This window comes from Nocardia sp. bgisy134 (genome assembly GCF_057708325.1).
Window position 1 is genome coordinate 1 of record NZ_JBYIRW010000041.1, and the last position, 15,015, is coordinate 15,015.

Annotated in this window: 10 protein-coding genes and 1 riboswitch; of the genes, 6 read left to right on the forward strand and 4 right to left on the reverse strand. The window is 69.6% G+C overall.

Features of this window, described 5'->3' with window-relative positions; translation table 11 throughout:
• The first annotated feature begins 42 nt into the window (after window positions 1-42).
• A complete protein-coding gene (gene recG, locus AC3ERS_RS36260) occupies window positions 43-2,319 on the forward strand; it encodes an ATP-dependent DNA helicase RecG (protein WP_431972676.1) in 2,277 nt (758 codons plus the stop codon).
• Window positions 2,320-2,369: 50 nt separating this feature from the next.
• Here recG and AC3ERS_RS36265 read toward each other — a convergent pair whose 3' ends face one another.
• The gene (locus AC3ERS_RS36265; RefSeq protein WP_431972677.1) at window positions 2,370-3,839 is read right to left on the reverse strand and encodes an MFS transporter; all 1,470 of its coding nucleotides are present in this window, start codon (window positions 3,837-3,839) and stop codon (window positions 2,370-2,372) included.
• Window positions 3,840-4,033: 194 nt separating this feature from the next.
• Here AC3ERS_RS36265 and sigJ point away from each other — a divergent pair, with 194 nt between their 5' ends.
• Window positions 4,034-4,948, forward strand: coding sequence for an RNA polymerase sigma factor SigJ (sigJ, locus tag AC3ERS_RS36270; RefSeq protein ID WP_431972678.1), 915 nt, complete (start codon window positions 4,034-4,036; stop codon window positions 4,946-4,948).
• A 3-nt stretch (window positions 4,949-4,951) separates the two neighbouring features.
• Here the strand turns inward: sigJ and AC3ERS_RS36275 are convergent, their stop codons facing one another.
• Window positions 4,952-6,373, reverse strand: a complete 1,422-nt coding sequence (locus tag AC3ERS_RS36275; protein ID WP_431972679.1) for a short-chain fatty acyl-CoA regulator family protein — start codon at window positions 6,371-6,373, stop codon at window positions 4,952-4,954.
• Between the two features lie 163 nt (window positions 6,374-6,536).
• Here AC3ERS_RS36275 and prpD point away from each other — a divergent pair, with 163 nt between their 5' ends.
• The 4 genes from prpD (at window position 6,537) to AC3ERS_RS36295 (ending at window position 10,703) form a co-directional block, all read left to right on the forward strand.
• A complete protein-coding gene (prpD, locus tag AC3ERS_RS36280; protein WP_431972680.1) occupies window positions 6,537-8,060 on the forward strand; it encodes a 2-methylcitrate dehydratase PrpD in 1,524 nt (507 codons plus the stop codon).
• The gene (prpB, locus tag AC3ERS_RS36285; RefSeq protein ID WP_431972681.1) at window positions 8,060-8,983 is read left to right on the forward strand and encodes a methylisocitrate lyase; all 924 of its coding nucleotides are present in this window, start codon (window positions 8,060-8,062) and stop codon (window positions 8,981-8,983) included. The genes prpD and prpB overlap by 1 nt, the downstream gene beginning before the upstream one ends.
• Window positions 8,984-8,986: 3 nt before the next feature.
• The gene (locus AC3ERS_RS36290; RefSeq protein ID WP_431972682.1) at window positions 8,987-10,126 is read left to right on the forward strand and encodes a bifunctional 2-methylcitrate synthase/citrate synthase; all 1,140 of its coding nucleotides are present in this window, start codon (window positions 8,987-8,989) and stop codon (window positions 10,124-10,126) included.
• Between the two features lie 193 nt (window positions 10,127-10,319).
• On the forward strand, window positions 10,320-10,703 hold the full coding sequence (locus AC3ERS_RS36295; RefSeq protein WP_431972683.1) for a nuclear transport factor 2 family protein: 384 nt from the start codon (window positions 10,320-10,322) through the stop codon (window positions 10,701-10,703).
• A 172-nt stretch (window positions 10,704-10,875) separates the two neighbouring features.
• Here the strand turns inward: AC3ERS_RS36295 and AC3ERS_RS36300 are convergent, their stop codons facing one another.
• Complete coding sequence (locus AC3ERS_RS36300; protein ID WP_431972684.1) at window positions 10,876-11,631, reverse strand: type 1 glutamine amidotransferase domain-containing protein; 756 nt, start codon at window positions 11,629-11,631, stop codon at window positions 10,876-10,878.
• A 506-nt stretch (window positions 11,632-12,137) separates the two neighbouring features.
• A complete protein-coding gene (metE, locus tag AC3ERS_RS36305; RefSeq protein ID WP_431972685.1) occupies window positions 12,138-14,405 on the reverse strand; it encodes a 5-methyltetrahydropteroyltriglutamate--homocysteine S-methyltransferase in 2,268 nt (755 codons plus the stop codon).
• 154 nt (window positions 14,406-14,559) lie between these two features.
• A riboswitch (cobalamin riboswitch) is annotated at window positions 14,560-14,765 on the reverse strand.
• Between the last annotated feature and the right edge of the window lie 250 nt (window positions 14,766-15,015).

Genomic DNA, 15,015 nt, shown 5'->3' on the forward strand with positions numbered 1-15,015 from the left:
CGAGCGCCAGCGAGGTGGAGGCATGAGCACGAGGGCGGAGACATGGCGACACTGAGCGATCGGCTGGACCACATCCTTGGCGCGAAGGCCGCGGATTCGCTGGCCGACGCCTTCGATATGAACACCGTCGAGGACCTGCTGCGGCACTACCCGCTGCGCTACGCCACCCAGGGCCAGCCGCTCACCGAGGAGGCGCCGGAGGACGGTTCGCACATCACCGTCATCGGCCGGATCACCAAGACCGAGCTGAAGCCGATGCGCAACCGGCGCGGCTCGCTGCTGAAGGTGTTGCTGGACACCGGTTCCGGACGCCCGGTCGACGTCACGTTCTTCAACGGTGACAAGGTGAAGTACGTCGTCAAAGAGGGACTTCGGGCGATGATGTCGGGCACCGTGAGCTACTGGCGGCCCGGCAGCTGGAATCTCAGCCATCCCGGCTACCTGATCCTGCCCGAGACCGAGGACGATTCGGTCGGCACCTTCACCAAGGTGCGCGGCGGCGGCGATCTGCGCGGCCTGGCAGAGAGCGCGAAAGGCGCTGGCGGCGTGGATGTCTCGTTCATGGAGCGGGAATTCATCCCGGTGTATCCGGCCACCGCGAAGGTGCAGAGCTGGGATCTGCTCGCCTGCGTGCGCCAGGTGCTCGAACAGCTCGACCCGATCGACGATCCGCTGCCGGAGGACGTTCGCGACGACCGCGCTCTGATGCCGGTCTCCGACGCGCTGCGGTTGATCCATCTGCCGGAACGCAAGACCGATATCGACCGGGCCAAGGAGCGGCTGCGCTTCGACGAGGCGCTGGCGCTGCAACTGGTGCTCGCCGAGCGTCGGCACGAGGTCGCGGGCCGGACCGCGCGACCGTGCCCGCCGCGCACCGACGGCATCGCGGCGGCCTTCGACCGGCAGCTGCCGTTCGAGCTCACCGCCGGTCAGCGGCAGGTGATCTCGGAGATCTCCGCCGATCTCGGCCGCACCCAGCCGATGCACCGGCTGCTACAGGGTGAGGTCGGCTCCGGCAAGACGATCGTCGCGCTGCACGCCATGCTCCAGGTGGTCGACGCAGGTCAGCAGTGCGCGCTGCTCGCGCCGACGGAAGTTCTCGCCGCTCAGCACTATCGGTCGCTGCGCGGGATGCTCGGCGAACTCGGCACGGCGGGCGAGCTCGGCGCCGCCGAACAGTCCACCCGGGTGGTGCTGGTGACCGGTTCGATGTCGGCGTCGGCGAAGAAGGCCGCGCTGCTCGAGGCCGTCACCGGCGAGGCGGGCATCGTCATCGGCACGCACGCGCTGATCCAGGACAACGTGGAGTTCTTCGACCTGGGCATGGTGGTGGTCGACGAACAGCACCGCTTCGGCGTCGAACAGCGGGACGCGTTGCGCGCCAAGGCGAAAGCTGGAAGCAGCCCGCATCTGCTCGTGATGACCGCGACCCCGATTCCGCGCACCATCGCCATGACCACGCTCGGCGATCTGGAGACCTCCACGCTCACCGAGCTGCCCCGCGGCCGTTCGCCCATCACGTCGAAAGTCGTTCCGCGCAAGCTGCATCCGAACTGGGTGGACCGGGCCTGGGAACGCATCCTCGAAGAGGTGAAAGTCGGCCGCCAGGCTTACGTGGTGTGCTCGCGCATCGGCGACGACGAGGAGAACGGCGGCTCCGGCAAGGGGCGCGGCCGCGGCAAGGCGGCGGAGGAGAAAGAGGCCCCGGCCACCCAGGCCGTGGTCGACGTCTTCGACATGCTGCGCGCCGGACCGCTCGCGGGCATCCGGGTCGGCCTGTTGCACGGCAGGCTGCCCTCGGACGAGAAGGACCAGGTCATGCGCGCCTTCAACGACGCGGAGATCGATGTGCTGATCTGCACCACCGTGGTCGAGGTCGGCGTCGACGTGCCGAACGCGACGGTGATGGTGATCGTGGACGCCGACCGGTTCGGCGTCAGCCAGCTACACCAGCTGCGCGGGCGGATCGGCCGCGGCAAGCACGCGGGGCTGTGCCTGCTGATCACCGACGCCGCGCCCGGCGGTTCGGCGATGACCCGGCTCGAAGCCGTGGCCGCCACCACCGACGGTTTCGAGCTCGCCGTGCTCGATCTGCGCCAGCGCCGCGAGGGCGACGTGCTCGGGGCGGCGCAGTCCGGCACCGCCAGCTCGCTCAAGCTGCTCTCCCTGCTCGACGACCTGGAAGTCGTCACCGCGGCGCAGGATCTGGCCAGGCAGCTGGTCGAGGCCGATCCCGGTCTGCGCGAGCACCCCGGCTTGGCGGGCATGATGCACGCCGCCGTCGACGGTGAGCGGCTGGAGTATCTGGCCAAATCATGACGCGCGCCGGGGACGGACCGCGGCCGCGATCCGCCCCTCGGCGAATGGTGCTATGCCACAACGGCTTTCGGCTGCTCCTCCGTCGCGTCGGCGGCATTCGCGCCGCGCGAGTCCGCGGTCCACAACCCGATGACCGCCGCCGAGATCGCGATCAGGCCGCCGACGAGCAGCGCGCGCTGGAAACCGTCGGTCATCGCGTCGAGCTGCGGCTCGCCCGCCGCCAGCTGCGCGGTGGTGCGGGAGGTGGCGATCGCGGTCAGCACGGCGATGCCGAGCGCGCCGCCGATCTGCTGGGCCGTGTTGAGCAGCGCGGCGGCAAGTCCGGCCTGTTCGGCGGGGACGCCGGCGTTGGCCGCGGTGGTGTTCGCGACGAACACGGCGCCCGCCCCCACCGACATGACGAGCATGCCGGGCAGCACGTTCGTCAGGTAGGACCCGTCGGTCGGGATGAACGACAGCCACACCACGCCGAGCCCGGTGATCGCGGCGCCGCCGATGATGACCGGCCGGGTGCCGACCCGGGCGAACAGTTTCGCCGAAAGGCCAGCCGCCGCACCGATGGTGAGGCTCACCGGCAGATAGGCCACGCCCGCCTCGAACTCGCCGTACCCGAGGACCGACTGCATGTAGAGCGTCACGAAGAAGAACATCGCGAGCATGCCCGCGGCCAGGGTGAGATGGGTCAGGTTCGCCGCCGCCAGGCCGCGGATGCGGAAGATCGACAGCGGCATCAGCGGATCCGCCGAGTAGCGCTCGTTCGCCACGAAGGCGATCAGCAGCGCGGCCGCGCCGCCGAGCAGCGCGAGCGTCGTCGCGTCGCCCCACCCGTGCTCGGGCGCCTTCACGAGTCCGTAGACGAGCAGCATCAGCCCGCCGGTGCCCAGCGCGGTGCCGAGCAGGTCGAAGCCGCCGCGGATCTCGTTGCGACGATCGTTGGGAACGAGCGCAGGGACGGCCGCCAGCACCAGCAGGCAGACCGGGGTGTTGACGTAGAAGATCCAGCGCCAGCCGGGGCCCTCCGCCAGCACGCCGCCGAGGAAGACGCCCGCCGCCGACGCCAGGCCCGCGGCCCCGCCCCACACGCTGAGCGCGGCGGTGCGGTCAGGGCCCTCGCGGAAACTGGTGGTGAGGATCGACAGCGCGGCGGGCAGCATCAGCGCCGCGCCGACGCCCTGCGCGAGGCGCGCGCCGATCAGCAGCCCGCTCGCGTCGGCCAGCCCGCCGATCGCCGAGGCGACCGCTATGGTCAGCGTGCCCGCGATGAGCACGCGGCGGCGTCCGAGCAGGTCGGCGAGACGGCCGCCGAGCAGCATGAGTCCGCCGTAGGTGAGCAGGTAGCCGCTGGTGACCCATTGCAGCGTCGACACGTCCATGCCGAGTTCGCGCTGGATGGTCGGCAGCGCGACATTGACGATCGAGCCGTCGACGAAGTCGAGGAACGCGACTGTGCACAGCAGCGCCAGCGTGAGCTTGCCGCGGCGAGTCGCCAGATACGAGGGTGTTTCGGTCGGTGCGAGCACTGGCCTGGTCCTTCTCTGTGGTCGGACGGTTGTCGTCCGGTCACCAACCCAGAGCGCGCGGAGCCGAGGGAGGTGACATCGGCGGCCGCCCGCGAGATTCGGATCACACCTCGCGGCTCGCGATGTCACATCCGAGGCGCGGAAACACTCTCGGACAACGACAGCCGCGCGAGCTTTCCGGCACAGGAGGAACGATGATCGAGACCATGGACGAACAGCCGACGCGAATCTTCGCCGAGCACCGCGAACTGCTGTTCTCGATCGTGTACAACATGCTCGGCACCGTCACCGACACCGAGGACGTCCTGCAGGACACCTGGCTGGCCTGGGTGTCGCGCCATCGCTCCGATCTCGGCGAGATCACCAGCCCGCGCGCGTACCTGGTGCGGATCGCGGTGAACGCCGCGCTCTCGCGCCGGGAGAGCATCGTCCGCAGGCGCGAGACTTACGTCGGGCCGTGGCTGCCCGAGCCGCTGGTCGCCGACACCCCCGAGATCCGAGACAGCGCGGATGCCGCCGAGATCGCGCTGCGGGGCGAGTCGGTCTCGCTGGCCGTGCTCGTGATCCTGGAGACGCTGACCCCGCTGGAACGCGCGGTGTTCGTGCTGCACGAGGTGTTCGGCTATCCGCACGCCGAGATCGGCGCGATCCTGGGCCGGGAGACCCCGGCGATCCGTCAACTCGCGCACCGGGCGCGGGATCACGTGCGGGCGAAGCGCCCGCGCTACCAGGCCGATCCGCGAACCCAGCGCGCGGTGACCGAGCGCTTCCTCGCCGCCCAGCTCAGCGGGGACGTGACGGGCCTGCTGGAGATGCTCGCGCCGGACGTCACGTTCCTGTCCGACGCGGGCGGCCGGGCGCGGGCGGCGCTGCGGCCGATCCACGGGGCGGACAAGGTCGCGCGTCTGCTCACCAGCCGGATGGTGATCGCTTCCGTGCCGGACATGACCGTCCGGGTCGGGCGGACCAACGGCGATCCGTCCGCGATCGTGTACTCCGGCGGCGAGCTGCAAGCCGTCGTGGTGCTGGACATCGACGCGGACACCGGAAAGGTGCGCGGCGTCTACGCGATTCGCAACCCGGAGAAGCTCCGCCACCTGCGCGGGTGAGGTTCAGCGCAGCATTCGGGGATACGGCAGATCGGTGCTGGTGTTCTCGGCGACCGCGAGCGGGCTGCCGATCTGCGGAAATGCCCGCTGCGGGCAGGCGGGCCGCTCGCACACCTTGCAGCCCGCGCCGATCGGCACCGCGGCGGCCGGGTCGTCCAGGTGCAGGCCGGTGGAATACACCAGGCGGTCGGCGTATTCGATGTCGCAGCCGAGTCCGATGGCGAAATTCTTGGTGGCCGTACCGAATCCGTGCGGGGCGATGAACGAGGTGCGGGCGATCCACAGGTAGCGCCGTCCGTCGGGCATGGCGGCGATCTGGGTGAGGATGCGGCCGGGATTCGCGAACGCCTCGTGCACCACCCACAGCGGGCAGCTGCCGCCGACGCGGGAGAAGTGGAAGGCCGTGGCGGACTGGCGTTTCGAGATGTTGCCCGCGCGGTCGGTGCGGACCAGGAAGAACGGCACGCCGCGCTGGCCCTGCCGCTGGAGGGTGCTCAGGCGGTGGCAGATGGTCTCGAAGCCGACCTCGAAACGCAGGCTCAGCAGGTCGATGTCGTAGCGCAGTTCCTCGGCCGAGCGCAGGAACCGGCCGTAGGGCAGGATCAGCGCGCCCGCGAAGTAGTTGGCCAGCCCGATCCGGGCCAGCGCGCGGGATTCCCCGGTGAGCGAGGGGGTCTCGCTGAGCACCGCGTCCAGTTCGGCGCCGAAGAGCAGGAAGCCGAGCGTGGTCGCGATCTGGAAGGCGCGCTGCCCGGGCCGCAGCCTGCGGGCCAGGGTCAGCGTCCGGCTCTCGGGGTCGTAGTGGCGCTTCGGGATCGACGGATCGGCGCCGTCGCCGCGCACCAGCACGGTCACCCCCGCCCGCTCCTCGGCGATCCTGGCCAGCTGGCGATCCAGCGAGCCGATGGTCAGTCCGGACTCTTCGAAGAGCTGTTCGGCGAGGTGATCGAGGTGCGGAATGTGATTGTGGTGGTCGTAGAAGAAGTCGCGGACGTCCTCGTAGGGCATCGGGACGCCGGGCCCGCCGGTGGGCGCGGCCACCCGGGAGGAGAGCAGATCCAATTGGTCGGTGGCGGCGCGCAATCGCCGGTGCATGGCGACCAGGAGGCGGGCCACCTCCGGCTGCCTGGTGGCCAGCTCCTCGACCTCGGCCAGCGGGGCGCTGTCGCCGCCCGCCGCGTCGACGAGCACCTCGTGCAGATCGGAGACCAGTCTGGCGTCGGAGTCGGCGGCGAAGAACTGCACATCGAGGTCGAAGGTGGAGTTGAGCTTCAACAGCACCGGAATGGTGAGCGGTCGCTGGTCGCGTTCCAGTTGGTTGAGATAACTGGGCGAGAGATCCAGGGATTTCGCCAGTGCCGCCTGGGTCATCCGCCGTTCCTCGCGCAATCGCCGCAACCGGGCGCCCGCATACATCTTGCGCACGGGCGAATCCTAGCCGCTGAGTCTTCGCAAACATCGCAGATTCGGCACTTCTCGCCCACAAAAATCGGCATTTGCAAGGGGTTTTTGCTTCGGAGTTCGCTGCGTAGCGTGCGAAGAGAGGCCCTTGGGCCTGCTGAGCTGGCCGTCTGGAACCGGAGGATGCATGAAGACCCATATCGTACGCGCTCGCGCCGCCGACGAGGCGTTTCCGCGCGGCGAACATCTGGCCGCGAGGATCGCGGAGGTGGCCGCGGATCCGGTCGAGGTGACCGACGAGGTGGCCGAGATGATCGTGAACCGCATCATCGACAACGCGGCCGTCGCCGCGGCCTCGGTGCTGCGGCGTCCGGTCACCAGCGCGCGCACCCAGGCCACGGCGCAGCCGTATCGACCGCGTGAGGGGCGGTCGGGTGGCACCGTCTTCGGCCTGTCCACGCAGACCAGGGTCTCCCCCGAGTGGGCCGCGTGGGCCAACGGGGTCGCGGTGCGGGAACTGGACTTCCACGACACCTTCCTCGCCGCGGAGTACTCGCACCCCGGCGACAACATCCCGCCGATCCTCGCCGTCGCCCAGCACACCGGGCGCACCGGCGCCGAGCTGATCCGCGGCCTGGCCACCGGTTACGAGATCCAGATCGACCTGGTGCGCGGAATCTGCCTGCACCAGCACAAGATCGACCACGTCGCGCATCTGGGGCCGTCGGCCGCGGCGGGCATCGGCACGCTGCTCGGGCTGGACACCGAGACCATCTACCAGGCGATCGGTCAGGCGCTGCACACCACCACCGCGACCAGGCAGTCACGCAAGGGCGAGATCTCCAGCTGGAAGGCCTACGCCCCGGCGTTCGCGGGCAAGATGGCGGTGGAGGCGGTGGACCGGGCCATGCGCGGCGAGGGCGCGCCCGCACCGATCTGGGAGGGCGCCGACGGCGTCATCGCGTGGCTGCTCGGCGGAACCGACGTCGAGTACCGCGTGCCGCTGCCCGCCCCCGGCGAGGCCAAGCGCGCCATCCTGGACAGCTACACCAAGGAGCACTCGGCGGAATACCAGAGCCAGGCCCCGATCGACCTGGCCCGCCGGATGCGTTCGCGCATCGACGATCTCGACCGGATCGAGTCGATCGTGCTGCACACCAGCCATCACACGCACGTGGTGATCGGCACCGGCTCCGGCGATCCGCAGAAGTTCGACCCGCACGCCAGTCGCGAAACCCTCGACCACTCCGTTCCCTATATCTTCGCGGTGGCGCTGCAGGACGGCGGCTGGCACCACGAGCGCTCCTACGCCCCGGAACGCGCGCAACGACCGGACACCGTCGCGCTGTGGCACAAGATCTCCACGGTCGAGGATCCGGAATGGACCCGCCGCTACCACTCGACCGACCCGAACGAGAAGGCGTTCGGCGCACGCGCGGTGGTGACACTGCAGGGCGGCGAGACCCTCGTCGACGAGCTGGCTGTCGCCGACGCGCATCCGCTCGGTGCGCGGCCGTTCGCCCGCGCCCAGTACATCGAGAAGTTTCGGACGCTGGCCGACGGGGTAGTAGATCCTGCGGAGCAGGACCGTTTCCTCGACGCGGCGCAACGCACCACGAAACTCGGTGCGGGAGAACTCGATCAGCTGACGTTCACCGTGGCGCCCGAGGTCCTCGGCCGGGCACCGGAGGTTCGTGAGGGGATCTTCTGATGCCCGACCAACTCCGTTCCGGCCTGATGGCCGCCACGACCACCGCCGCCGACAAGCGGGCCGCCTTCCGCACTGGACTGGCCTCCGGGCGCATCCAGCGCCTGCCCGGCGCGTTCAACCCGCTGGTGGCCACGCTGATCCAGCGGCTCGGATTCGAGGGCGTCTACGTCTCCGGCGCGGTGGTGTCGGCCGAATTGGCGCTGCCCGACATCGGTTTGACCACGCTCACCGAGGTGGTCGAGCGCGGTCGGCAGATCGCCAGGGTGACCGACCTGCCCGTGCTGATCGACGCCGACACCGGCTTCGGCGAACCGATGAACGCCGCGCGCACGGTGACCCTGCTCGAGGACGCGGGACTGGCGGGCTGCCACATCGAGGACCAGGTGAACCCCAAGCGCTGCGGCCATCTCGACGGCAAGGCCGTGGTGCCGGTGGACGACATGGTGCGCAGGCTGCGGGCGGCCGTCTCGGCGCGCCGCGATCCCGGCTTCGTGATCTGCGCCAGGACCGACGCGCGCGGCACCGAGGGACTGGACGCGGCGATCGATCGCGCCAACGCCTACGCCGACGCGGGCGCGGATCTGATCTTCACCGAGGCGCTGGCCGACCCGGCGGAGTTCGCGAAGTTCCGTGCTGCCGTTGACGTTCCGCTGCTCGCCAACATGACCGAGTTCGGCAAGTCCGAGCTGCTGTCGGCGCGGACGCTGGAGGAACTCGGCTACAACGCGGTCATCTATCCGGTGACCACGCTGCGGCTCGCTATGCACGCGGTGGAACAGGGGTTGGCCGAGATCGCGGGCACCGGAACGCAATCCGGTCTGCTCGACCGGATGCAGCACCGCGCGCGGCTCTACGAACTTCTCGACTACGAGCGATACAACGACTTCGACTCCGGAATATTCACCTTCACGCTGAGCGAGTGAACCATGACCGAGATCAGAAAGGGGCTGGCCGGAGTGGTGGTCGACACCACCACCGTCTCCAAGGTCGTGCCCGAGACCAATTCGCTGACCTACCGCGGCTACGCGGTCCAGGATCTGGCGGCGCACTGTAGCTTCGAGGAGGTCGCCTACCTGCTCTGGTACGGCGAGCTGCCCGATGTCGCGCAGCTCGAGCTGCTGTGCCAGCGGGAGCGCGCGCAGCGGCGGGTCGACCGGTCGATCCTGTCGCTGATCGAGAAGATGCCCGCCAGTTGTCACCCGATGGATGTCGTGCGCACGGTGGTCAGCTACCTGGGTGCGGAAGACCCGGGCACGGACCCGGACGGCATTGCCGCGCCGAAAGACCTGCTGGCCAGGGCATTACGGCTCACCGCCGTGTTGCCGACGGTGGTGGCGGCCGATATGCGCCGCCGTCGCGGCCTCGATCCCATCGCGCCGCACTCGCACCTGGGCTTCGCGGAGAACTTCCTGACCATGTGCTTCGGCGAAGTGCCCGACCAGCGGATCGTCCGCGCCTTCGAGGCATCGCTGATCCTGTACGCCGAGCACGGCTTCAACGCCTCCACCTTCGCCGCGCGCGTGGTCACCTCCACCCGCTCCGATCTCTACAGCGCGGTCACCGCCGCCATCGGCGCGCTCAAGGGCCCGTTGCACGGCGGCGCGAACGAAGCGGTGATGCACGCGATGCTGGAGATCGGCGAGCCGGAGCGTGCGGCGGACTGGTTGCGCGGCAAGCTCGCCGCGAAGCAGAAGGTGATGGGCTTCGGGCACCGCGTCTACAAGAACGGCGACTCCCGGGTGCCCACCATGAAGGCCGCGCTGGACGACGTGGCGGCGGTGACCGGCGGGCAGCGCTGGTTGCGCATGTACGACGAGCTGGAACGCGCCATGGCCGAGGCCACCGGCATCCGCCCGAACCTCGATTTCCCGGCCGGGCCCGCGTATTACCTGATGGGCTTCGACATAGAGATGTTCACCCCCATCTTCGTGCTGAGCCGTATCACCGGCTGGACCGCGCACATCGCCGAGCAGTCGGCGGCCAACGCGCTCATCCGGCCGCTGTCGGAGTACGCGGGGGTGGCGCAGCGGGAGCTGCTGGCCGCGGGCGGGGCGGCGCGGCGGTAGGCGACACGGTCGGACCTCGACCGCCGACAGCCCGCGCGTGCCGTGGGCCCGCGCGGTCGGGGTCGGCGCGGACGCTCGCTCAGCCGAAGTGCCGGGCGGGGTCGGGCGAACCCCTATTGAACCAAGCGACTATTTGGTTGAATCGGTGGATCGACCCGATGCCCCGCCCGGCGCCAAGGAAGCGAGCGTTGCCATGACAAGTCCGGACGAACTCGTCCGCGCGATGTGCCAGAGCTGGTCCGATCTCGATCCCGACCCCGATCGGATCAGCTCGTACTTCGCCGAAGACGCCGTGTACCACAACATTCCGATGGAGCCGATCGTCGGCCGCGCCGCCATCCGCGATTTCATCGCCGGATTCCTCAGCTCCTTCGACGCCATCGATTTCGACATCCACCACCAGGTGACGTCCGGCGACATCGTGATGAACGAACGCACCGACACCTTGCGCGGTAACGGTCGCGACACCCCGCTCCCCGTCATGGGCGTCTTCGAGGTGCACGACGGCGCCATCACCGCGTGGCGCGACTACTTCGACATGGCGGCCGTCGACCGCGCCTTCGGCGTGCCCGGCTGAGACTGCGTCGCCTTCTCGCACCGCCTCGGCGATGCCCGGGCTCCGTCGCCACAAGCCATCCGCCGGCCACACTGCGAGCTGAGGGCGCCGACTTCCGGCTCGGCAGTGGCGGGACTCGGCGCCCAGATATGCAGGGCATGCTCCCCCATGCGCAGTCACTACATTGACGATCTCAGCGCTCGGTGCCTTCCAGTAGTGCAAGATACCGGCGTCCGAACAGATAGGCGTCTCCTGGCCAGCGTGCGGAGAGATAGTTGCGATCTTCGACGATGAAGGCGGGGGTGTCGTCGGTGGCGGTGCCGCGTCTGGTGAGTTCGAGTGGGCCGCGCTGGAATTGGGTGTCCGAATTGTCAAGAGCCGCGCGGACCTCGTCCTCGACGTAGGCCGGATACGTGCGGTAGTAGCGGCCAAGTCGCCATGCGGTGCTGAAATACGCGATGCGCTCCATGTATTTGGGCAGGCAGGTGGTGCGGCGCTGGGCGAGCACGCTACGGCCGGTAGCGGGATCTTCGGACCGGGCGAGGACGAGGACACCGTGGCAGATGGCGCCCACCGGCCGGCCCAGGGTCCAGAACCTTGCGACCTGCCGCTGCAGTGTCTCCGAGCCCAGGTACTGCCGCATGCCGGGTGCATGTCCGCCGGGTAGAAGCAGTCCGTCGAAGTCGTCCACGTCGACCTCCGACCAGGAGACCGTGGCGGTGAACTCCGGTGTGCCGGTGAGCTGCTGGTAGAAGGTCCGGGGCTCGGCTTCGGCACCGAGTTGACCGAAGATGACTCCGGTCAGCAGCCGCGGATCCGCCACGGGCACCGTACCCGCTCGCTCGGTGGTGAATACCACCTCGTGTCCGGCGTTGGTCAGGATCCGCCAAGGCACGGCGACCTCGGTGACGTCGAAGTCGTGGTCCGGAACCGGCATGAGAACGCGCATACGCACATCATCGCAGCCGGCACTCATCCGACTCCGGCAGCGTTCGGCGTGCGCCGTAGGTTCCTCAGCCAGGCTGGTCCAGGTGTAGGCATCGTGCTCGGTCAGTTCGATCGGTGTGCGTTCGGCCTGCATGGCTGAGAAGTGATATCGCCCGCGGGGGAACCGCACGGACGCGGCGCACGTCGAACAAAGCAAGTGGGGAGCAATGTTTCGTCGACGTGTGAGGAGGGGTGACATGGAACGGTCGAGGTGTGTGCCGTCGTGGCGGCAAGGGGTGAGTCCCAAGGCGCGGGTGCGTCCGGTGCGGGAGGCGGGGGAGGCTTGCGAGAGTTACACGCCGAGAAAGCGGCGGCAGCAAGGACGTCCGGCGGAGGGGGAGTGAGATCGCCTCTGGCGGAGGGGTGATCGGTGTCAGCCGGGGCAGGGGAGGTTGAGTCCGCCGGAGGGCGGGTGAGATTCGGTGCGCAGCGGCCGGGCCGCGCGGGAAGCGCGGCCCGGCCTTCGTGCTAGCGCACCGCCTTGGCGGCGGCCACCATGTTGCGCAGCGAGGCCTCCACCTCGACCGGGCCGCGGGTCTTCAGCCCGCAGTCCGGATTCACCCAGAGCCGCTCGGCGGGAACGGCTTTCAGTGCCGCGCGCAGCGAAGTGGTGATTTCCTCGACGCTCGGCACCCGCGGGGAGTGGATGTCGTAGACCCCCGGACCCACGCCCAGGTCGAAGCCCGCGGCATTGAGGTCGTCGAGTACCTCCATGTGCGAGCGAGCCGCCTCGATGGAGGTGACGTCGGCGTCCAGCCCCGCGATCGCGTCGATCACCTCACCGAACTCCGAATAGCACAGGTGGGTGTGGATCTGCGTGGCATCGGAGACGCCCGAGGTCGCCAGCCGGAACGAGCCCACCGACCAGTCCAGGTACGCGGCCTGATCGGCGGCGCGCAACGGGAGCAGCTCGCGCAGCGCGGGTTCGTCGACCTGGACGATGCGGATGCCCGCGGACTGGAGATCGACCGTCTCGTCCCGGATCGCCAGCGCCACCTGGCGCGCCGAGTCGGCCGGCGGCTGGTCGTCGCGCACGAACGACCAGGCGAGGATGGTGACCGGTCCGGTCAGCATGCCCTTGACCGGCTTGTCGGTCAGCGACTGGGCGTAGGTGATCCAGTCCACGGTCATCGGCGCGCGGCGGGTGACGTCGCCGAACAGGATCGGCGGCCGCACGCAGCGGGTGCCGTAGGACTGCACCCAGCCGTTGTCGGTGGCGGCGAAACCGTCGAGCTGCTCGGCGAAGTACTGCACCATGTCGTTGCGCTCGGGCTCGCCGTGCACGAGCACGTCCAGGCCCAGCTTCTCCTGGAGCGCGACGACATCGGCGATCTCGGCGCGCATCCGACGCACGTACTCGGTCTGATCGATCTCGCCCTTACGCAGCGCCGCCCTGGCCAGCCGGATCTCGGAGGTCTGCGGGTAGGAGCCGATCGTGGTGGTGGGCAGTGCGGGCAGATCGAGCCGCTGCGCCTGGAGCGCGCGACGTTCGTCGGCGGGCGCGCGCCGGGTGGCGTCCGGACCGAGCGCGTCCAGCCTGGCCCGCACCTGCGCGTCGGAGAGCCGAGGGTCGGCCTTGCGCGTCGCCGCGGCGGCCCGCGCGGCGGCGAGCTCGTCCGCGATGGCCTCGGTGCCCTCCGTCAAAGCCGTTGCCAGCAGGCGCACTTCGGTCACCTTCTCCGCGCCGAAGGCCAGCCAGGAGCGCAGCCGCTCGTCCAGGCCGGTCTCCGGGCCGAGCGAGTACGGCACGTGCAGCAACGAGCAGGAACTCGACACTGCCACCGACGCCGCGCTGCCCAGCAGCGTGCCGAGGGTGGACAGGGCGCGATCCAGGTCGGTGCGCCACACATTGCGTCCGTCGACCACGCCCGCCACCAGCAGCTTGCCTGCCAGCGACGGCAGCGCGGCCACCGCGGACAGATCCCACGCGGCGGTGAAGTCGAGCGCGATGCCCTCGACGGCGGTCGCCGCGAGCGCGGGCAGTGCGGCCCCCGGAGCGCCGAAGTAGGTGGCGACCAGGATCGCGGGCCGCTCGCTCGCCTCGGCCAGCTCGGCGTAGGTGCGCCGCACCAGCTCGATCTCGGCCCCGGTGAGATCGGTGACCAGCACCGGCTCGTCGATCTGCACCCATGCCGCACCCGCGGCGGCCAGCTGCCGCAGCAGGTCGCGGTAGAGCGGCACCAGCTCGCCGAGCCGGTCGAGCGCCGCGCCGCCGGTGCTCTTGGCCAGCTTCAGGAAGGTGATCGGCCCGACCACTACCGGACGCGCAGGCACGCCGAGCTCCTGCGCTTCGCGCAGCTCGTCGAGCAGCTTGTCCGGGTGCAGCGCGAACGTCGTCTCGGCGCCGATCTCGGGAACGAGGTAGTGGTAGTTGGTATCGAACCACTTGGTCATCTCCAGCGGTTCCACGGTGTCGGTGCCGCGGGCCGCCGCGAAGTACCGGTCGAGCGGATCGACGATCCCCGCCACCCGGGCGGGCAGCGCGCCGAGCAGCACGGCGGTGTCGAGCACCTGGTCGTAGTAGGAGAAGGTGCCGACCGGGATCGAGTCGAGCCCGGCCGCCCGCAGTTCGGCGAACTGGGCGCGTCGCAGGTCGCGGGCGACGGCGCGCAGCTGCTCGGCGTCGATGCGCCCGGCCCAGTACGCCTCGGTGGCGCGCTTCAATTCCCTGCGCGGTCCCACGCGCGGTAGCCCGAGAACGGTCGCGGTGAAGGGTGTGTGCTGAGAAACAGTCACGGTGTGCTCCAGTGCTTTTCAGGTCGTGAGCCATCGCCATGCGAGCACGCGGCGACCGGCCGACGTCGCGGGCAGCCGAGTGGAGACGGAGCCCGGGAAGATCAGCACTGGTGGTCCGCGCGCCCAATCCACGAGGCGGTGGCCGCCGGATACGGCGTATCCGGCACGGCTGGCAGGTCTTCGGACTCGCGGGCACCGGCTGCGGAGCTACGCTCCCGCCGACCTACTTGCCGCCGCTTCCCAGGTCTTGGCCCAGTGCGTGATGACGGTGTTCGTTCCTGCATACCGCTGCGGGACAGTCCCGGATTCCCACCGGGTTCCCTCTCGCCCGCCGCCCGGGGGACCGGGAACGGGTTTCGACTCCGGCGCGCGACGTCGGGGCTCCATCTCGTCGGGCGCACTGGAGAACCAGCTGCGTTGTCCAGCATAAACGGGAGCCGGGGTATTCCGGACGCACCCCCCGGCCCGCCGCGCACCGACGGGGCACGGCGGCGGTGAGATGTGACGCAGGGATGAACGCAACTTCGCAAGCCTGCTAGGTCTCGTTGTGAAGATTGCTGCGAAGGGGACTTCCCTGTCGGTGCTGTATCCGGGGCCGGGTACCTTGGTT